The organism is Streptomyces sp. NPDC091272 (genome assembly GCF_044757485.1).
GTDB lineage: Bacteria > Actinomycetota > Actinomycetes > Streptomycetales > Streptomycetaceae > Streptomyces.
Genome location: NZ_JBIVVC010000001.1, coordinates 1,089,315 through 1,108,118 on the forward strand (window position 1 = coordinate 1,089,315; position 18,804 = coordinate 1,108,118).

An 18,804-nucleotide genomic window follows, 5' to 3' on the forward strand; every position below is an offset into this window, starting at 1 on the left:
TCCGGCGATCCCAGAAAGAACCCCACATGACGTCCTCACCCCGTACCGTCGCCGAACTGACCGATGCCGTCCTCGCGGGCGTCCACGGCCCCGCCCCCGCCGAGCTGACCGTCACCAGCGCGTTCTGGCTCTACCACACCACCCGGTTGGCGAGCGGCAACGTCACGTACCACAACCACTACCTGCTGCTCCGCGTCGGCGACGCCTTCGGTGCCTGCTCCTTCGAGGCGGGCGAACTCGCCCCCCGGTTCTGCGAGAACGCCTCCGGCCTCTCCCTCGACAAGCTGCTGCGCGACGAGTCGACACCGGTGCGCACCGCGGCGCTCGACGCCTACCTGGCACGGGTACGCCCGCACCGCGACGCCCACGACGCCGAACGCGTCATGCTGCCCACCGGCACCCCGGAGGTCCGCGCCGAGGCGCGCGACGCGGCCGTGTCGGGGCTCCTCGACATCGCGCCCGGCGCCAAGGTCGCCCTGATCGGCGTGGTCAATCCGCTGGTCGCGGCCATACGGGAGCGGGGCGGCGTCTGTCTGCCCTGCGACCTCAACCTGCGGACGACCGCGTGGGGCGAACCCGTCACCGACGACATGACCGAGGTCCTCGCCGAGGCCGACGCGGTGGTCGCCACCGGCATGACCCTCAGCAACGGCACCTTCGACCTGATCCTCCAGCACTGTGCCGGACACCAGGTGCCGTTGACCGTCTACGCCCAGAGCGGCAGCGCCGTCGCCCGCGCCTTCCTCGGCGCCGGCGTCACCGGGCTGAACGCGGAGCCCTTCACCTTCTCCCAGTTCAGCGCCGACGCCACCCCGATGTACCGCTACCGCGCCCCTCTCGCGAACGGAGCGGCCGCGTGAGCGTCGACGCCACCAAGGACACCGACGGGCCCGCGGAGGAAGCGGTGCCGGGCGATCTGCGCATGGCCCGCACCCTGTGGCCGGTGCTGCTCGCCTCCGCGGTCGGCCTGCTGCCGTTCACGGTCTTCAGCACCTACCTCGTTCCGATCGCCGGCGAGGCCGGCAGCGGCGTCGCCGTGACGGGCGGCCTGCGCGGACTCGGCGGTCTCGCGGCCCTCCTGGTGGGCACCGCGCTGGCACCGCTGATCGACCGGGTGCCCAAGGAGTGGGCGGCGGCGGGCGCCCTCACCGCGCTCGGCCTCTCGGCCGCCATCGGCGCCGGCGGCCAGTTCGTCCTGCTCGCGGTGTTCTGCCTGCTGGTCGGCGCCAGTACGGCCGTCCTGAACCCGGCGCTGACAGCCGCCGCCGCCGACCGCTACGGCACCGGCAAGGCCGCCGGGCGCGCCGCGACCCTGGTCACCGCCGTCCAGTCGATGACCGCCATGCTGGCGGCGCCCGTCATAGCGCTGCCCGCACTGTTCTGGGGCTGGCAGGGCGACCTGTTCGGCGTGACGGCCGTGGCGCTGCTTCTCGCGGTGGTCCTCGTGGCCCGCCGAGAGAAGCAGACGGCCACGGCGGGCACGCCCGCCCGTCAACGCCTGGGCTACCTCGCCTCGTTCAGGGCACTGGCTGCGGTGCGCGGCATGGTGCCGCTGCTGTCGATCGGATTCCTGCGCACCGCCGTCTTCATGGGTTACCTCTCCTATCTCGCGGCCTTCTACGAGCAGCGGTTCGACCTCGACGCCGGTCTCTTCGCCTTCGTATGGACACTGAGCGGCGCCGGGTTCTTCGTCTCCAACCTGCTCACCGGCAAGGTCACCAACTCCCGTGCGCCGCGCGTCACCACGGAGCGACTGCTCGCCCTCGGGCTCGTCGCCGCCCTCGTCTGCGTGGTGGGCTTCTACTTCACGCACTGGCTGCCGCTCGCCCTCACCCTGACCGCGCTGCACGCGGCGAGCCATGCGATCGTCGCCGCGTGCGTGGTCAGCATCATCGTCCGCCGCTGCGGGACGTCGCTGCGCGGTGCGGCGCTGAGCCTCAACGCCGCAGGCCAGAGCCTCGGCGTGTTCGTCGGCGCGGCACTGGGTGGCGCGGGGCTCGGCCTCGCCGGCTATCCCGGGACCGCCGCTGTGTTCGGGGCGCTGGTCGTCGCGGCGCTCGGCGCGGCCCTGTGGGTGCCGCGCGCCCCCGCAAGCGGTGACGGGGCGGAGGCCTCGTGAGCGCCGTCGCTGAGGTGCCGCCCGCGCCGGCCCGGGCAGGCGTGCGTGAGCGGCTCGCCTCGCCCACGGCGCTGGCCCTGACCTGTACGGCGCTCCTCTTGGTGCTGACGGCCTCCGGGGTCGTCGCCATCGGGCTCGGCGCCGCCTTCGTGACGCCCGCCGAGACCGCCCGCTATCTCTGGGCGGGGTTCACCGGCGGGCGGATCGGCGCCGACGAGACGACGACCTACCAGATCATCTGGCAGATCCGGGCGCCGAGGGTGCTGCTCGCCGCGCTCGTGGGAGCCGGGCTGAGCGCCGTTGGCGTTGCCATCCAGGCGATGGTGCGAAACGCCCTCGCCGACCCCTTCGTCCTCGGCGTCTCCTCGGGGGCGTCGGTGGGTGCCGTCGGCGTGACGGTCACCGGCGGGCTGGCCGCGCTCGGCGTGTACGCCGTCTCGGCCGGCGCGTTCCTCGGCGCGCTCGTCGCGTCGTTCCTCGTGTACGCCGCCTCGTCGAGCCGGGGGGTGCTCTCCCCCCTGCGGCTCGTCCTGACCGGCGTCGCCATGTCGCTGGGCTTCCAGGCCGTCATGAGCGTGATCATCTACTTCGCACCGGACAGCGAGGCGACCAGCACGGTCCTGTACTGGACCATGGGCGGTTTCGGCACGGCCAGTTGGGGGGTGCTGCCGCTCGTCGCCACCGTCGTGCTGCTCGGCGGCCTCGTGCTGTACCGCCACAGCAGGGCGCTGGACGTGCTCGCGCTCGGCGACGAGACGGCGGCGAGCCTCGGCCTGAGCCCCGACCGGCACCGCAGGACCCTGCTCGTGCTCGTCTCGCTGATCACCGGCGTGGTGGTCGCGGTCAGCGGCGCCATCAGCTTCGTCGGGCTCGTCATGCCGCACCTGGTGCGCATGGTCGTCGGCGCCGGGCACGCCCGGGTCCTCGCCGTCGCCCCGCTCGTCGGCGCGGTCTTCATGGTCTGGGTCGATCTGCTGTCCCGCACGTTGGTCGCCCCGCGCGAGCTGCCGCTGGGTGTCATCACCGCGCTCGTCGGAGTGCCGGTGTTCATCACGCTGATGCGCCGCAAGGCCCATGTGTTCGGAGGACGTTGAGATGGATCTGCGGATCGAGGGGCTCGGCGTCGACATCGACGGCAAGAGCCTCGTACGAGAACTGTCGCTCGACGTCGGCAGCGGCGAGGTCGTCGGCCTCGTCGGCCCCAACGGCAGCGGGAAGTCGACCGCGCTGCGCTGCGTGTACCGCGCGCTGCGCCCGGCCTCCGGCACCGTCCGCGTGGGCGGGGACGACATCGCCCACCTGTCGATGCGGCGCAACGCGCAGCTCGTCGCCGCCATGACGCAGGACGGTGCCGTGGGCCTCGACTTCACCGTCGAGGAGGTCGTCGCGCTCGGCCGTGCCCCGCACCAGCGCGGCAACCAGCCGCTCAGCGGACGCGAACGGGAGTTGTGTGCGAGGGCGATGGAACGGCTCGACATCCTCGACCTCGCCAGGCGCGGCGTCCTGACCCTGTCCGGCGGGGAACGCCAGCGCGTCCTGCTCGCCCGCGCCCTCGTCCAGGAGCCGCGGGTGCTCGTCCTGGACGAGCCGACCAACCACCTCGACGTGCGCCACCAGATCGAGATGCTCTCGCACCTGCGGGGCGCCGGCCTCACCGTGCTGGTCGTCCTGCACGACCTGAACCTCGCCGCGGCCGCCTGCGACCGGATCGGGGTCCTGTCCGAGGGGTGCCTGGTGGCCTCGGGACCGCCTGCCGACGTCCTCACCGAGAGCCTCGTCGCCGACGTGTTCGGGGTGAAGGCGACCGTCGTGCCGCATCCGCTCACGGGCGGCCCCCAGCTCCTCTACGCGCTCCACCCCTCCATCTGACCCGGTCCCGCGCACCCCGCGGGAACACCACCGAAAGGCTCCCTCCCCATGTCACACATCAGGCCCCTCGCTCTCGGGTCCGCGCTCGCGGCCGTACTGCTGCTGAGCGGCTGCGGCGCTGAACTCGACGCGGAAGCCGGCACCGAGGCGTCCGAGGAGGTCACCGTCAAGCGATGCGGCGAGTCGGTCCCGTACAAGGTGCCCCGGCGCGCCGTGGCGTACGAGGGCGGAAGCGCCGACAAGCTGTTCAGCCTCGGTCTCACCGAGCACGTTCACGGGTATGTGATGCCGCCCGCCAACCCGCCGGTGAGCAGGTCGCCCTGGGCGTCGGAGTACGCGAAGGTCAAGATGCTCAGCGACGACCTGCTCAACAAGGAGATCGTCGTGCAGGCCAAGTCGGACCTCGTCGTCGCCGGCTGGAACTCCGGCTTCAGCGACCAGCGCGGCATCACCCCGAAGATCCTCGACAAGCTCGGCATCCAGAGCTTCATGCACACGGAGAGCTGCTTCAACTACCCGAAGTACCCGCAGAAGGAGACACCGTTCAACGCGCTCTACAGCGACCTGGAACGGCTCGGGAAGATCTTCCGCGTCGAGAAGAAGGCCGACCGGGTCGTGAGCGACCTGAAGAAGCGGGTGGCGGCCGTCAAGCAGAAGGCGCCTGGTGGCGACCCCGTGCCGGTCTTCCTCTACGACTCCGGCGCCGACCAGCCCTTCACGGCGGGCAGCCAGGTCCCACCGAACGACATCATCAGAACGGCGGGCGGCAGAAACATCTTCGACGGGCTCGACGAGCGCTGGACGCAGGTCAACTGGGAGGCCGTCACCCGGGCCGAGCCCGAGGTCGTCATCATCTTCGACTACGGCGACCAGCCGGCGAAGAAGAAGATCGAGTTCCTGAAGAAGTCCCCGCACACCAGGGAGCTGCCCGCCGTGAAGAAGAACAACTTCTTCGTCCTCAACTACAACGAGGGCATCAGCGGGCCGCGCAACGTCGACGGCCTGGAGAAGTTCGGCACGTACCTACGGGAGCTGAAGCGCTGACCTTCGATCTGCGATCACCACTGTGCTCCGGTGTCCTGCCTCATCCCTGACACGCGTGCCGCGTGCCGTCGCCACTTACCGGGCGGTGGGAAAGGCACGGGCCGATGGTCCCTCCCGTCAGGGACCTTGGACGCATTGCCCGTCCCGCCGCGCTTCACAAGGCTGGAGACAGCCGGACCGACCGGCGAAGCGCACCGTCACGGAGCCTGGAACACCCGCGAGGTTGTGCCGGGCCAGGATCAAGGGGGTTGTCCCATGAGCCGAATTCCCAAAGTACCGCGCCGCATTGCGGAAGATCGCAGATGGCAGCGGGAAGCTTTGTGCGTGGACGCTGACCCCGAGGTGTTCTTTCCCGTCGGCGCATCCGAAACCGCCGACACCGAAGAACTACGGGCCAAGCGAATCTGCGCACAGTGCGCGGTTCGCCTGCGGTGTCGGCAATGGGCCATGGACCACAAGGTCCCGGAAGGAATCTGGGGCGGTCTCTCGGCACGGGAACGCCGGGCCCTGGCCGCGCGACTCAGGGCGAGCAGATAACCTGCGCGCACTCCTCCGGCTCACCGCACAAGGCACCGTTTCAGGCGAGCGCGTCGGTTTCGGCTGGGTCGACGGTCAGCTGCCGGCGCAATATTCTGCACGGCGTGATCAACTCATACGCGAGTTCCGACGATGCTGAGGTCGCGATAGCTGGGGCGAGTGCAGGCGCGGATGTGGTGCGCAACATGTACGGCCGGCGGCTCGTCCACATCGACAAGGGCGCCGGGGACTTTGCCACCGCCGCCGATGTGGAGGCCGAGAAGACGATCCTCGTCGTCATCCGTGCTGCTCGGCCCGATGACGCGGTGCTCGGCGAGGAGAGCGGGCAGCAGGGTGCGGCGGGCGCTGTGCGCCGCTGGCTGGTGGATCCCTTGTGCGGCACGCTGAACTACGCCGTCGGCAACATGTTGGTGGCTGTCAACGTGGCGCTGCGGGAGGGGGCGGCGGCCGTGGCCGACCCGTTCAGCGGGGAGGTTTTCTTCACCGACGGTGCGACCGCTCGGGTGCGGCTCGACGGGGTCGATGAGCCCCTGGCGCCCACGCCGGCCACCCAGCTGGTGGACGTCAACCTGGATCCGCCGTTCCCGAGCGCGCCCGGGTTCCGGGCCGTGGACCTGCTGGCCCACCCCGAGTTCGTCGAACGGTTCCGGCCGCGGGTGGTGTCCACGACGCTGGCGTTGGCCTGGGTCGCGGCCGGCAAGCGCGCCGCGTACGTCACCGATGGTGGTGACCTCTCCGGGAGCGTGCATTTTGCCGCCGGTATCGCTGTGTGCCGGGCCGCCGGCTGCGTGGTCACCGGAATCGACGGCTTCCCCATCGGGCAGGGAGGCCGCGGGCTTGTGGTGGCCGCTGATGCCGAGAGCCACGAGCAGCTGATGCGGATGATCCGCAGCCGGAGCTAGGGCTGTGACCGCACAGGCGGGCGTGGCCGCCGGCAACGGCCGGTGCGGGCGAGGACCGTGCAAGGAGCGCGGATAGGGTACCGGCATGACCAGACAGGCGCCCACCCTTGAGGATGTCGCGCGGGAGGCAGGCGTCTCCCGCGCGACTGTGTCCCGGGTCGTCAACGGCATCCGCAACGTGGACCCGACGATCCAGGACGCGGTGCGCGGCGCGATCGAACGGACCGGCTACGCGCCGAACCGTGCCGCGCGGTCACTGGTGACCCGACGGACGGAGACCGTCGCCCTGGTGGTCTCCGGGGCGGGTGACGAGTCGGAGAGCGCCCAGAACCGGTTCGCCGCCCAGGTGCTCGGCGACCCGTTCTTCGGCCGGGTGGTCAGCGGTGTCGTCGGCTTCCTGCGCCCCCGTTCGATGTACCCGGTGCTGATGTTCGCCGAGACCGATGCCGCGCGCCAGGACGTGGTCGCGTACCTACGGCAGGGCAGGGCGGACGGTGCGCTGATCTTCTCCACCCACGCCGGGGACCCGCTGCCGGCCCTGCTGGCCGCGGAGCGCATCCCGTGCGTGCTGTTCGGCCGTCCTGCGCTGTCCGCGCCGGTCAGCTACGTGGACGTGGCGCACAAAGAGGGCGCGCGGCTGGCCGCCGAGAAGCTGCTGGCCCGCGGCTGCCGTCGGGTCGCCACCGTCACGGGCCCGCTGGACCTGTCGACCGCTCAGGAGCGGCTGACCGGCTTCCAGGACGCGATGGCCCGGCACGGCCAACCGCACGTCCTGACGGCGGAGGGCGGCTTCACCGAGGACAGCGGCGCGGCGGCGATGGCCCGTCTGCTCGCCGAGGACGGTGACATTGACGGGGTCTTCGCGGCCAACGACCTGATGGCGCAAGGTGTGTGCCGGACCCTGCGCGAAGCCGGCAGACGGGTGCCGGACGACGTGGCGGTGATCGGGTTCGACGACTCGGGCCCGGCGCTCACCTGCCGGCCGCCGCTGACCACGGTCCGCCAGCCGATGGAGGAGATGGCCGCCACGATGGCGCGGCTCCTGCAGGAGCAGATCGAGGGCGGGCAGCCGCAGCCCAGGTCGGTCGTCTTCGACGCGGAACTCGTGGTCCGGGAATCGGCGTGAACCACCGCTGTCTCAGGTGGCCTTGACCGGCCCTTCGGCAATCTCCATCAAATACCTCCCGTACGACGTCTGCGCGAGCCCGAGTCCGAGTTCGTGGCATTCGGCGCGGCTGATGAAGCCCATCCGGAAGGCGATCTCCTCCAGGCACGCGATGCGGGTGCCCTGCCTCTTCTCCAGCAGCTGCACGTAACTCGACGCCTGGAGCAACGAGTCGTACGTGCCGGTGTCCAGCCAGGCGAACCCGCGGCCCAGGACGGTCAGCCGGGCACGCCCCTGGTGCAGATAGACCCGGTTGACGTCGGTGATCTCCAGTTCCCCGCGCGCGGAGGGCCGGAGGTTCTTGGCGATGTCGACCACGTCGTTGCTGTAGGCGTACAGGCCGGTGACCGCCAGGTCGGAGCGTGGGCAGGCGGGCTTCTCCTCGATCGACAGGAGTCGCCCGTGGATGTCGGTCTCGGCCACCCCGTACCGTTCGGGGTCGGTCACCCGGTACCCGAACAGCACCGCTCCTTCGACGTTCCGCAACTGCTCGTGCAGCAACGTGGAGAAGCCCGGCCCGTGGAAGACGTTGTCGCCGAGGATCAGGGTCACGGAGTCGTCCCCGATGTGGTCGGCGCCGACCGTGAACGCCTCGGCGATGCCGCCGTCGTCCTGCTGCTCGGCGTAGGACAGTGCGAGGCCGATCCGGCTACCGTCCCCCAACAAGGCCTGGAACATGTCGAGATGCCGCGGTGAGGAGATGAGCAGGATGTCGCGGATGCCGGCGAGCATCAGCACGGACAGCGGGTAGTACACCATCGGCTTGTCGTAGACGGGCAGCAGTTGTTTGGACACCGCGTGGGTGAGAGGGTGCAGGCGCGTGCCGCTGCCGCCTGCCAGCAGGATCCCCTTCACAGGCTCGCGCCGCCTTCATGGTTCACGGGCGGGACCGACCGTCCGTCGCCGGGGGAGTCGACCGCCGTGGCGCCCGGGGGCGGGCCGGCTGCGGGGAGCCCGCCGCCGCGGCGACGCTGACGGAGCAGTGCCATGGCGGTGAACAGGTCCGCCCTGGCACGTTCGTCGAGCGCTGCGCGGTCGGCCGGAACGTACCCCCGGGGCGTCGCCTCGATCAGGACGATCAGGGCGAGATAGATCCGGTAGAGCGCGATGCGCCGGTGTTCGTCCCGGGTCAACCGGTCCGGTCCGCCGGTGAGGGAGCGGTACCGGGCGAGGAAGGCGGGGTCCCGGGCGATGTCGTCGAACAGGGCGGGAGCCACCAGGTCGGCGAGGGGGTCACCCCAGAAGGCCCGCTCCCCGTCGATGAGCCCGCTGATTTCCGGACGGCCGTTGCGCTCGGTCAACAGGACGTTGCCGTCCCACAGGTCGAAGTGGACCAGGGTGGGCACGGTCACCTCGTCGAGCAGAGCGCCCCACCGGGACACCAGGCCGAGGACGTGGCCGGTGTCCACCGGAAGGGCCACCCGGTAACGGCGGGCGTCCGCGCACACGTCCCGCACCATGCCCTCGAAGGCGGTACGCCAGCCGGCGCCGGTGGCCGGTGTCCCGCGTTGGGGGTAGCCGAAGCCGTCGCCCCGCAGGCAGTGCAGCCGCCCGATCGTGCCGCCGAGATCCGCACGGAGCCTGGCCCGGTCCCGTGCGTCGATGCCGGGGCGCAGCACGTTCCAGGGCGTGCCCTCCAGATGGGTCATCAGCAGGTAGTCGCTGTCGATGACGACCCGGTCGAAATCCGCGGCGATCAACCGCGGCGCCGGCACGTCGGGAACCGCTTCGAGCCGGGTGTAGTACTGCGCCTCCGTGCGCATGATGCCGTACTCGTACGTCATGAGCGGGGTGCCCGGGGGAGGGGACACCTTCAGGACGACCGTACGTTCGCCGGTGCCCGTCAGGGTGATGCGGTAGGCGGAGTTGAACGTGCCGCCCTCCAGTGCCTCGATCCGCGTGACGCGGGCGTCGGTGCCGAGGGAGTGCGCGACGGCCGCGCGTACCTCGTCCTCGTGCAGGTCGAACTTCATCGCGCGGCCCTTTCCGTCATCGTCGTTCCCCGCCGGCCCGGACGAACGAGTCGGCGCGCATCGCGCTCTGGACGCCTTGTGCCAGGAGGTGCGGGAGCAGTTGGTCACGGACCTGCCTGGCCCGTTCCGTCGCGGGAAACTTCTGCCGTCCGGTCCGCGTCGACTGCCGGGCGATCGTCTCCACCCGCTCACGGCGCAGCACCTGGAACCGGTGCAGCGCCCGCGCCGGGTCTTCGCCGCCGCGCAGGCACTCCGCCAGTACGAGGGCGTCCTCCAGCGCCATCGAGGCGCCCTGCCCGTCATGGGGTGCCATGGCGTGTGCCGCGTCCCCGATCACGCCGACCGGCCCGTGGCTCCACACCGGCAGGGAGGGCAGCTCGTGCACGGGCCAGCGGTGCAGCGGGCCGGAGGCGGCTGTGATGATCCCGGGGATGGGGGAGTGGTCCTCGCCGTGCAGCTGGAGGAGATGGTGGCGCCAGCGCGCCAACGGGATGCCGCCGGGCTCCTGCCGGGTGCCGGGGCAGGGGGTGCGGGTGTTCTGGAACCAGGCGACCGTGCCGTCGGGGAGGGTCTGGTAACCGAAGAAGGCACGTCGGCCGAAGGTCAGCCGCATGATCCCGTCGTACGGCAGGGGCTCGGCGGGACGGGCGGTGCCACCGCCGTCGATCACTTCGGTGAAGCGCGGGCGCGGCCCGCCGGGCAGGAGTGACTGCCGGACCGCCGAGTGGATCCCGTCGCACCCGACGACGAGGTCCGCCTCCGTCGAGGTGCCGTCGGCGAAGTGCGCGACGGGCCGGGCGCGAGGCGTCGCCGGGCCCGGGCACGGATCGACGCCGAGCAGCCGGGAGCCGTACCGGAAGCGGATCCCGGCGCGGGCCGCCGTCTCCCGCAGGAGCGCCGAGAGGAGGTCCCGTCTGATCAGGGTGCTCGCCGCGGGGTTGTGGCCCAGTTCGTGTCCGCGGTGGTCCAGGAAGACGATCCGGTCCGTGGGCACACCGATCCGGTCGACCTCCGGGAGGACGCCGAGCAGGCCGAGGACCGTACGGCCGCCAGGGCCGAGGTTGAAGTACCAGCGGGCGTCCGGGCTTTCGGGTGTGCGGGCCTCGGTGACGGTGACGGCGTAACCGGCGTCCTGCAGGAACAGGGCCAGGGCCGGGCCGGAGATGCCCGCGCCGATGATGAGTGCGGTCGGTTCGAACACGGTGGTCTCGTTTCTCTCTGCGGTGCCTGCGCCGGCCGGGCCGGCCCCGCCGGTCAGCGGTAGAGCAGCCGGCCCAGCCGCCGGTTGGCCACGAACAGTCCGATGGCGCCCATCGCGGCCAGATAGGCGGCATTGCCGAGCAGGCCGGGCCCCACCTCGCCCAACGAGAGCCCGCGCAGCAGCTCGACGGCCTGGTAGAGCGGGGTGGCGACGACGACGGCCTCGACCGGGGCGGGGTAGACGTCCAGGGGGTAGAAGGTCGTGGAGAAGAGGAACATCGGCAGGGTGACCAGCACGACGTACTCCAGGTGCTGCCAGCTGGTGAAGAACGTGGTGGCCGCGAGACCGGTGGCGGCGAAGGCCCAGCCGATCAGCAGCGTCGCGGGGAACGCCGCCAGGAACCACGGCGAGCTGGGCAGGTCCAGGGCGGTCATCACCGCCATGAACCCCAGCCCGTAGAGGCCGCCGCGCAGCAGCGCCCACACGACCTCGCCGAGCGCCACGTCCATCGGCGTCAACGGGGTGGTGAGCAGCGCGTCGTAGAACTTGCCGAACCTCAGTTTGAAGAAGAACGTGTTGGTGACGTCGGTCAGGGAGCCGGTCATGGCGGACGACGCGAGCAGACCGGGCGCCACGAAGGCGGCGTACTCGACCGCCCGGCCGCCCTGGATGTCGACCTGGCCGACCAGGGCGCCCAGCCCGAGCCCCATCGACAGCAGATAGAGCACCGGCTCGACGATCCCGGCCACGACCACCAGCCAGGCGTGCCGGTTCACCACCAGGTACCGCTCCACCAGCGCCAGTGGACGGCGGGTGGCGGTGAAGCCGCGCGGTGGCGTGGTGCGGGCGGGACCGGCCGCTTCCGTCAAGGTGTTCACTGTGTCTCCTCGGCGCTCGGGCCTGGTGCGGAAAGGGGGGGATCAGTGGTGCAGGCGCTGCCGGAACGTCCTGCGTCCGACGAGCGCGCCCACCAGGACCAGGGTGAGGAGGCAGCCGACTCGCGGCAGGGCGCTGCCCCAGGCCGGTACACCCTGGCCGAGGTCGCGGCACAGCTCGACCCCCATGTGCAGCGGGGAAGCCTCGACCAGGGCTTCCAGCGGTGCCGGCAGCTGGTCGACGGGGTAGAACGTGCCGGAGAAGAGGAACATCGGCAGTACCACGAAGCGGGTCAGCAGGCCGATCGGCGCGTCCTTGCGCAACGTCACCGTGTACGCGGCCACCGGAGCGGCGAACGCAAGCCCGACGAGTACCGCCACGGGCAGGATCGCCGGGGCCCACGGCGAGCGGCCCGCGCCGAACGCCGTCAGGGCCAGCAGGAAGGCCCCGGAACTGATGAGCAGGCGCACGGCGATGAACAGCAACTGCCCGTGGAAGATGTCGGCAGGCCGCAACGGGGTGTTGGCGACCGCGTAGTAGTGCCGGTGCCAGGTGGCTCCGCCGTACACCGGGTATGTCGCCTCGATGACGCCGACCTGCATGGCGGTCGCGGCGAGCAGGCCGGGTCCGACGAACTCCAGGTACCCGCCTGAACCGGCGGAGGGAGCCCAGTGCCCGTCGAGCAAGGGGTCCATGCCGTACGCCATCGCGAGCAGGTAGACGACCGGGACGGCGATGGTGGAGACGACGGAACCGCGCCAGGTGCGGCGGTAGTTCAACAGCAGGTGGGAGAGTTCGCGCAGGGCCAGGGTCATCGGGTCACCTCAGTCCACCAGGGTTCGGCCGGTGAGGGTGAGGAAGACGTCCTCCAGCGTTGCCCGCCGTACCAGGGAGGCGACCGGGCTCAGTCCGACGCCGTGCACCTTGGACAGCGTGGCCTCGCCGTCCTCGGTGTAGAGGAGTACCCGGTCGGGAAGCTGCTCGACCCGCTCGGCCAGACCTACGACACGTTGCTCGGCCTCGGCCCGGCCGGCCGCGAAGCGCAGCTCCAGCACCTCGCGGGTGGTGTACCGGGAGATCAGGGCGCTCGGTGAGCCCGTTGCGACGATCTTGCCGTGGTCCATCACCACCAGGCGGTCGCAGAGCTGTTCCGCCTCGTCCATGTAGTGGGTCGTGAGGAGCTGTGTGACGCCCTGCCGCTTCAGCTGGTAGAGGCGTTCCCACAACACGTGGCGCGCCTGGGGGTCCAGCCCGGTGGTCGGTTCGTCAAGCAGGAGGATCTCAGGAGAGTTGATCATGGAACGGGCGATGGTCAGACGCCGTTTCATCCCGCCGGAGAGCGCCTGCACCGACTCCGCCGCCTTGTCGCCGAGCTGGGCGAACTCCAGCAGCTCGGCGGCGCGTTCCCTGGCCGTCCGGCGCGGCAGACCGAAGTACCGGCCGAAGATCAGCAGGTTCTCCCGTACGGTCACCTCGTCGTCGAGGTTGTCCTCCTGCGGCACGACACCGAGCCGCGCCCGGATGCGTGAGCCGTCCCGAGCTGGATCGGCTCCCAGTACCCGCAGGGTGCCGCCGGTGACCGGGGACACGCAGCCGATCATGCGCATCAGTGAGGACTTGCCTGCACCGTTGGGCCCCAGGAAGCCGAAGGTCTCGCCGCGCCGCACCGAGAAGTCCACGCCGTCGACGGCGGTGAGGTCCCGGTAGCGCTTGGTCAGTTGCGAGGCGTGCACCAGGACGTCCGACGAGGGTTCACCGCTCATGAGGCGGCCTCCGCACGCACCGGTTCCGCGACCTCGTGCGTGGCGCAGGAGCAGAACTGAAGGCCGGGAGCGGGGACGAACGCAACCGGCGCAAGGGCGGCGCCGCCCGCACCGAACCGCACGGGACCGTCGCTGTCCAGCAAGGTCAGCGCGCCCTGCTCGATCCCGCGCAGGTACAGCTCACCTGCTGCCGGGGACATCCTGGAGGTGTCCGTGCGCAGGACGAGTTCCAGCGTTCCGTCGCGGGCCGTCGCGTTGAGATAGAGGCCGGCGTCCTCCATACCGGTCAGACCGGTGCTCTCGTAGGTGCTCCGCGGCAACAGGCGCCGGGTCTCCCGCGCGGAAAGCCCCTCGGGGCCGACCGTGCAGTTCTGGATGTTGAGGACGGGCAGCGGGCGCAGCACACGTCCCGTACCGGACTCGACCAGGTCGGTCAGCTTCTCCAGCGCGGCCGGGTCGAACTGGCCGTTCAGCCCGGCCTGCGCGGCCGCCGCGGCGACGCGCCGGGACGTCTCGGCGAAACTGGCGCGGTCCGCACGCACGGTGACCGGCACCGGCTGGAAGTAGCAGCCCAGGGAGCGGCGGAGCTGCGGCGAGAACCTGTTGGAGGTGATCAACGAGAAGGCGAACGCCTCCCGATCCTCGGCGAGCAACGTTCCCGCGATGCCGATCAGGACCGCGGAGGTCGGTACCGAGTAGCGCTCGGCCAGCAGACGCAGCGCTCCCGCCAACGCGGGGGAGCGCATCCGCCCCCACCAGAACGGCGGTTGCCCCGCATTCTCCGTCCGTCTCAGTGGTGTGTCCGGCGCCGCACGCAGCGCGCGTTCCGCAGCGCGCAGACCGCGGGCGCTCTGGGCCAGTCCGCCGGGCCCCTGCTCGAACCGCGCCCGCTCCCGCGGGGACTGCGGTACAGGCGGCAGGTCCGCACCGTCGAGCCGGCGCAGGACCTCGTCGCACAGAACCGGCACGCTGAACCCGTCGAGGATGAGGTGGTTGCAGGTGAGGACGAGAGTGTGCGGCCGGCCGTCCGCCAGCAGGAGATCACTTCGGTACGGTTCGTCGCCCGGACAGCCGACCGGTGTACGGCGACCGAGCCGGGACACCGCCTTAGACGCGGCTGCGTCGGGCGTCCCGGCGAACCGGTGCAGACGTAGCCGCAGAGTGCCCGACCTGTGCACCAACTGCTCGGCAGGCCCGGAGGCGATACCGGAGACGGTGGTCCGCAGCGCCTCGTGCCGCTCGGTCGACAACCGCAGGGCGGTCGCGACCTCGTCGAGGGACGTACCGGGCGGCAACCGGACGGAGAAGGTCATGTTGAAGTGGACGTACCGGCCGGGCAGTGCCCGCATGACGCCGAGCATGTCCTGCTGGGACCAGGTGAGAGGGCCGGTGCCACCGGACCGGGCGGCGAACGGGATCTCCCGGACGTCAGGTTCCATGGAAGGTCTCTTCTCGTGGGCGTGGGCGTGGGCGTTGAAGTTGGCGGGGGCGTTGAAGTTGGCGGGGGCAGGGGCAGCGAGACGGGGATGGGGACGGGGTGAGAGCGCGCCGGGGCCGGGGATCACGTCAAGGAACGGGCGGCCCCGAGGCAAGGCTCCGCGCGTAGTCCGGAATCCGGTCGCGCATCCACAGGGCCCGCCGGTGCAGGTCGTGCAGCAGCTCGGTGGAGTGTCCGGAGTCCTGCCAGGTCTCCAGGCGAACCCCCAGACCGAGACGGAGCCACAGCTCCGCGTTCCGCTCCTCGTGCGCACCGAAGGGCTCCAGGAGCACCGAGGGGGTCGCGGCCCACAAGCCGTCCAGCAAGGAGCCCCCGCCGGGCTTGCTGACCGTCGCCCGAGCCTCGCGGGTCAGCGTGAACGAGGGGTGCGTCAGGCCGTCCCCCGAAAGCCACCGGGCACCGTCCCGGCCGTCCGCCGCGCCGCTTCCCACCCGGCACAGGGGCGGGAAGCCCGCGTCGTCCCAGGCGTTCCAGCGGGGATCGATCCGGAAACATCGGACCTGCGGCCCTGCCCCGGCGACCGGGCCGGTGTCCGGCCCGACCCCGCCCGGTGGAGCGGCGTCCGCACCGCCCAGGACGAGATCGACCCGGTGGCCCGCCGCGCGCAGCCGTCCGGCGGCCTGCCGGTAGGTGCCCAGACTCCACCCGCCGCCGTGCACCAGCACCCGGTCCCCGCGCTGCGCCCAGGGCACCGGCGGCCGGGAGGTGACCGGAATCGTCCACGGCAGACGACCGGCCGCGTGGTCCATCAGCCGGACGGCACGATGCCCGCTCGCCCGACGGTCGTACGGTGCGAAGGAAGGGGAGTCCACCGAGTCCAGATGGCAGGTGTCGACCGCCACCTCGCGCCCGGTCTCCCGAACGTACGCCTCGACGACGGGGAGCCAGAAACCGGAGAGCACCACGAACCGGGTCACCCCGGCCGCCTGCCACGCGGCGAAGACCCGCTGCCTGGCCTCGGCCGGCACCAGCTCGTCGTGTCTGCGACGCAACCGCTGGGTGGCGAGCGCGATGCGGAAGTCACGCTGGAACACCTCTCGCGACCGCGCCAGCCGGTCCCGGTCGGCTTGCTCCCAGTACGCCTCCAGCACGTACACGGCGGCCGGCACCCCGTGCTCGGCGAGCCGTTGCCGCAGCAGCAGACCCGGGACGTGCACGCCCAGTGCCACACCCGAGGTGAGAACGGCGATCACAGCGAGCCCCTCTCGGCCACGAGGGGCCGCTGAGCCGTCCTCAGCGCCTGTACGTACATCTCCTCGGTCCGGTGCGCGCGCTCGACGGCTTCCGCCAGGCCGTCGCCCGCGCCGCCGGAGCCGACACACCGTACGAACGCGGCGAGTTGTCGCGCGTACAGGTCGACCGGTTCGAAGGTCGTGACCAGAGGAGCCGAGTCCTGCCGCCGGACCAGGAGGTTGAGCCGCAGCCGGCCCGCCGCGGGGAGCAGGAAATCCCGCACCAGGACCGAGCCGCTCGCGTACACGAACTCGTGGGAGGCGCGGTACGGGCCCTCCAGGGCGCAGTCGAGCGTCGCCTGCACCCCGTCCCCGTAGGTCAGGCACGCGCTGAACGCCGTGTCGGTGTCCGCCGGACCGCCGAACGCGGACCTCCCGGTCGCGCACGCGTCAAGCCCGCGGGTCCGTTGCAGCATCTGCAGCCAGTACGGCGCCACGTCGTGGAAGGCGCCACCGCCCAGCTCGGGCCACGCCCGGTACCCGGGCCGTGCCGAGCGCGCGAAACGCACGAACGTCCGCACCTCCCGCAGGGGGCCGAGCCCGTTCCCGGAGGCGAGTGCGGCCAGCGAGTCCTGCCACGGGTGATGGGCGGTCATCACCGCCTCCGTCAACGCCAGACCGGCCCGGCTGCGGGCCATCGAGAGCAGCTCCGCCTCCCGGGCTCCCAGACAGAAGGGCTTCTCCACAAGTACGTGCTTGCCCGCCCTGAGGGCCGCCAGCACCAGGGCTGCATGGGCCGCGGGATGGGTCGAGACATAGACCGCGTCCACCTCCGGATCCGCCAGGACCGCGGCGTAATCCGGGTGCACCCGCGCAATTCCGTGTTCCGCGGCCATGCCGCGGGCGCGCGCCACGTCGGTCGCGGCGATCGCCACGACCACCGTGTCAGAACGCCGCAGCGCAGGCTTCAGCACCGCCCGCACCGCGATCCCGGTGGCTCCGATCAGCCCGATGCGCATCATCCGGCGCTCCCCGCCCACGGTGGTGCGCCCGCGCCGAGGACGCCCCGGACCGCGGCGGCGACCTCCCCGGCCTCCCGCGCGCTGTCGGCGTGGGCGGCGAAGTACAGTCTTCCGGAGGGCTGTTGGAGGGTGCCCGCGGTGAGGCAGGTGGCACCAGGGCCGGTACCTTCCCAGAGTAGCCCTTGGTGCGCGAGCGCGTCACTGATCAACTCGTAGGCCTGCTCGTACGGCACCCCCACCCGCACGCCGGCCGTGTACAGGCCCACCACCCGGCACCGGTCCGCACAGAGCCGCTCCAGCGACAGACCGTAACGTCCCATCGAATGACGGGCGTTGACGTCCAGCACCGGCACCAGCAGTCCGTCGTCGGTCAGGAGTCCGTCGACACTCACCGGCCCGTGGTAGCCGGCCGCGGCAAGCGCCGTGCCGAGGTCCGTGAGGACGGCACGGTACCTACCGTCGTCCGCGAGCCGTCGACGCTCCTCCGGCGCGAGGGTGTCCGACGACGCGAACGCCAGCCCCCGGTTGGTCATCCCGCGAAATCCGACGACACCGACACGGCCGTCCCTTCCCACGTCGAGGTGGGCCGAGAAGTCGAGCACCCGCCGGTAGTACGGCTGGACCAGCAGGCCCGCCGTGTCCTGGTCGCGACGCTGCGACAACCGACGTGCGAACGATGCCAGCTGACGTCTGTCCCGGATGACCGACGCACCGCGTCCGGCCACCCCGTAAGGGCTCTTGAGCACCAGGGGCCCCTCGATCGCCGACGCGGCCGCCGCAAGCTCGGGGGCGGTCCTGACCGCAGCCGCCACGCCCGCCAGGTGACGCGTCCGGCAGAAGTCGTTCGACCACGCCTTGCCGTTGACCCGTGCCGCGACGGCGGCCGGTACCGTCTCACCGACAGCCCCCAGCGCCCGTGCCGCCTCGGCCGTGAAGGGCACCACGGCGTACGGAGCAGGTGCGCGCCCCCGGGCGTGGCCGGGGGGCAGGGCGCCCGCCGCGAGACGGTGCTCCACCGCGGTGTCCGGATCCCCGGGGACCTCGGTCACCTCGGCGGCGCAACCCAGCGCGCGCAGCCGGCGGAGCAGGGCGGCAGGGGGCCTGCGGTTGCACAGCACCTCGTCGCCGGAACGCCCCTCCAGTACGAGCAGCTCGTCCGCCGAGGCGAGCACGGCGGCCGACAGGTGCACCGCCACCGGGGGGAAGACGCCGTCCGGGGCAGGCTCCCACGCGCGTTCCGCGTCCTGGCTGCCGAAGAGGACCTTGGACACCTCAGGCAACGGAGTGGGCATCGGCATCGGCCGGGCGGACATCGGCGTCGGCCGGGCGGACATCGGCATCGGCGGAGCGGGCATCGGGATCGACTGTGTGGACATCGGCGTCGGCCTGGCGGACATCGGTGTCGGCCGCGTTCTCCAGGACCGTCGCCAGACTGCGCACGGTGGTCAGATCGCGGAAGTCGAGTGCCTCGAAGTCGATCGGTCTTTGCAGTTCGGCCTCGACCGCGAGGAGGAAGGAGATCAGCAGGAGCGAATCGACACCGGCCTGATCGAAGAGGTGGGTGTCAGCGGTGACCTCCGCCGTCGGAAGCCCCTCGTCCCGCAGGGTGCTCACCAGTACGTCCAGGAGCTGTGGTTGCAGCGCACTCATCTTCATCGGCCCT

At 71.4% G+C, this 18,804-nt stretch carries 19 protein-coding genes; 8 read left to right on the plus strand and 11 right to left on the minus strand.

Features of this window, described 5'->3' with window-relative positions; translation table 11 throughout:
• Window positions 1-26 precede the first annotated feature (26 nt).
• The 8 genes from ACIQM4_RS04500 to ACIQM4_RS04535 all read left to right on the plus strand — a co-directional run bounded on the left by ACIQM4_RS04500 (window position 27) and on the right by ACIQM4_RS04535 (window position 7,597).
• Window positions 27-860: a Rossmann-like domain-containing protein gene (locus ACIQM4_RS04500; protein ID WP_401585799.1), complete on the plus strand. Its 834-nt coding sequence runs from the start codon at window positions 27-29 to the stop codon at window positions 858-860.
• Window positions 857-2,119: an MFS transporter gene (locus ACIQM4_RS04505; RefSeq protein ID WP_401585801.1), complete on the plus strand. Its 1,263-nt coding sequence runs from the start codon at window positions 857-859 to the stop codon at window positions 2,117-2,119. The genes ACIQM4_RS04500 and ACIQM4_RS04505 overlap by 4 nt, the downstream gene beginning before the upstream one ends.
• A gap of 71 nt (window positions 2,120-2,190) precedes the next feature.
• Window positions 2,191-3,213, plus strand: a complete 1,023-nt coding sequence (locus tag ACIQM4_RS04510) for a FecCD family ABC transporter permease (protein ID WP_401586143.1) — start codon at window positions 2,191-2,193, stop codon at window positions 3,211-3,213.
• A 1-nt stretch (window position 3,214) separates the two neighbouring features.
• Entirely contained in the window at window positions 3,215-3,988 is a 774-nt protein-coding gene (locus ACIQM4_RS04515) for an ABC transporter ATP-binding protein (protein ID WP_401585803.1), read from the plus strand.
• Window positions 3,989-4,036: 48 nt separating this feature from the next.
• Window positions 4,037-5,032, plus strand: coding sequence for an ABC transporter substrate-binding protein (locus ACIQM4_RS04520; protein WP_401585806.1), 996 nt, complete (start codon window positions 4,037-4,039; stop codon window positions 5,030-5,032).
• 255 nt (window positions 5,033-5,287) lie between these two features.
• The gene (locus ACIQM4_RS04525; RefSeq protein WP_401585809.1) at window positions 5,288-5,569 is read left to right on the plus strand and encodes a WhiB family transcriptional regulator; all 282 of its coding nucleotides are present in this window, start codon (window positions 5,288-5,290) and stop codon (window positions 5,567-5,569) included.
• Window positions 5,570-5,673: 104 nt separating this feature from the next.
• Window positions 5,674-6,471, plus strand: a complete 798-nt coding sequence (locus ACIQM4_RS04530) for an inositol monophosphatase family protein (RefSeq protein WP_401585811.1) — start codon at window positions 5,674-5,676, stop codon at window positions 6,469-6,471.
• Between the two features lie 85 nt (window positions 6,472-6,556).
• On the plus strand, window positions 6,557-7,597 hold the full coding sequence (locus ACIQM4_RS04535; protein WP_401585813.1) for a LacI family DNA-binding transcriptional regulator: 1,041 nt from the start codon (window positions 6,557-6,559) through the stop codon (window positions 7,595-7,597).
• 12 nt (window positions 7,598-7,609) lie between these two features.
• Here ACIQM4_RS04535 and rfbA read toward each other — a convergent pair whose 3' ends face one another.
• The 11 genes from rfbA to ACIQM4_RS04590 all read right to left on the minus strand — a co-directional run bounded on the left by rfbA (window position 7,610) and on the right by ACIQM4_RS04590 (window position 18,791).
• A complete protein-coding gene (gene rfbA / locus ACIQM4_RS04540) occupies window positions 7,610-8,491 on the minus strand; it encodes a glucose-1-phosphate thymidylyltransferase RfbA (RefSeq protein WP_401585815.1) in 882 nt (293 codons plus the stop codon).
• Complete coding sequence (locus ACIQM4_RS04545; RefSeq protein WP_401585818.1) at window positions 8,488-9,609, minus strand: phosphotransferase family protein; 1,122 nt, start codon at window positions 9,607-9,609, stop codon at window positions 8,488-8,490. The genes rfbA and ACIQM4_RS04545 overlap by 4 nt, the downstream gene beginning before the upstream one ends.
• Window positions 9,610-9,625: 16 nt before the next feature.
• Window positions 9,626-10,810 (minus strand): FAD-dependent oxidoreductase, encoded by a 1,185-nt coding sequence (locus ACIQM4_RS04550; RefSeq protein ID WP_401585821.1) that lies wholly within the window; start codon window positions 10,808-10,810, stop codon window positions 9,626-9,628.
• A 53-nt stretch (window positions 10,811-10,863) separates the two neighbouring features.
• The gene (locus ACIQM4_RS04555; RefSeq protein WP_401585824.1) at window positions 10,864-11,688 is read right to left on the minus strand and encodes an ABC transporter permease; all 825 of its coding nucleotides are present in this window, start codon (window positions 11,686-11,688) and stop codon (window positions 10,864-10,866) included.
• A 42-nt stretch (window positions 11,689-11,730) separates the two neighbouring features.
• Window positions 11,731-12,501, minus strand: a complete 771-nt coding sequence (locus ACIQM4_RS04560) for an ABC transporter permease (RefSeq protein WP_401585827.1) — start codon at window positions 12,499-12,501, stop codon at window positions 11,731-11,733.
• A 9-nt stretch (window positions 12,502-12,510) separates the two neighbouring features.
• Window positions 12,511-13,449 carry an ABC transporter ATP-binding protein gene (locus ACIQM4_RS04565; protein WP_401585830.1) on the minus strand — a complete coding sequence of 313 codons (939 nt, stop codon included), beginning with the start codon at window positions 13,447-13,449 and terminating at the stop codon, window positions 12,511-12,513.
• A complete protein-coding gene (locus tag ACIQM4_RS04570; protein ID WP_401585834.1) occupies window positions 13,446-14,888 on the minus strand; it encodes a condensation domain-containing protein in 1,443 nt (480 codons plus the stop codon). Before ACIQM4_RS04570 ends, ACIQM4_RS04565 begins: the two co-directional genes overlap by 4 nt.
• A 127-nt stretch (window positions 14,889-15,015) precedes the next feature.
• Window positions 15,016-16,140 carry a hypothetical protein gene (locus tag ACIQM4_RS04575; RefSeq protein ID WP_401585836.1) on the minus strand — a complete coding sequence of 375 codons (1,125 nt, stop codon included), beginning with the start codon at window positions 16,138-16,140 and terminating at the stop codon, window positions 15,016-15,018.
• The gene (locus ACIQM4_RS04580) at window positions 16,137-17,141 is read right to left on the minus strand and encodes a Gfo/Idh/MocA family protein (protein ID WP_401585839.1); all 1,005 of its coding nucleotides are present in this window, start codon (window positions 17,139-17,141) and stop codon (window positions 16,137-16,139) included. The genes ACIQM4_RS04575 and ACIQM4_RS04580 overlap by 4 nt, the downstream gene beginning before the upstream one ends.
• On the minus strand, window positions 17,138-18,496 hold the full coding sequence (locus tag ACIQM4_RS04585; protein WP_401585842.1) for a hypothetical protein: 1,359 nt from the start codon (window positions 18,494-18,496) through the stop codon (window positions 17,138-17,140). Before ACIQM4_RS04585 ends, ACIQM4_RS04580 begins: the two co-directional genes overlap by 4 nt.
• Window positions 18,414-18,791: an acyl carrier protein gene (locus tag ACIQM4_RS04590; RefSeq protein WP_401585845.1), complete on the minus strand. Its 378-nt coding sequence runs from the start codon at window positions 18,789-18,791 to the stop codon at window positions 18,414-18,416. Before ACIQM4_RS04590 ends, ACIQM4_RS04585 begins: the two co-directional genes overlap by 83 nt.
• Window positions 18,792-18,804 lie beyond the last annotated feature (13 nt).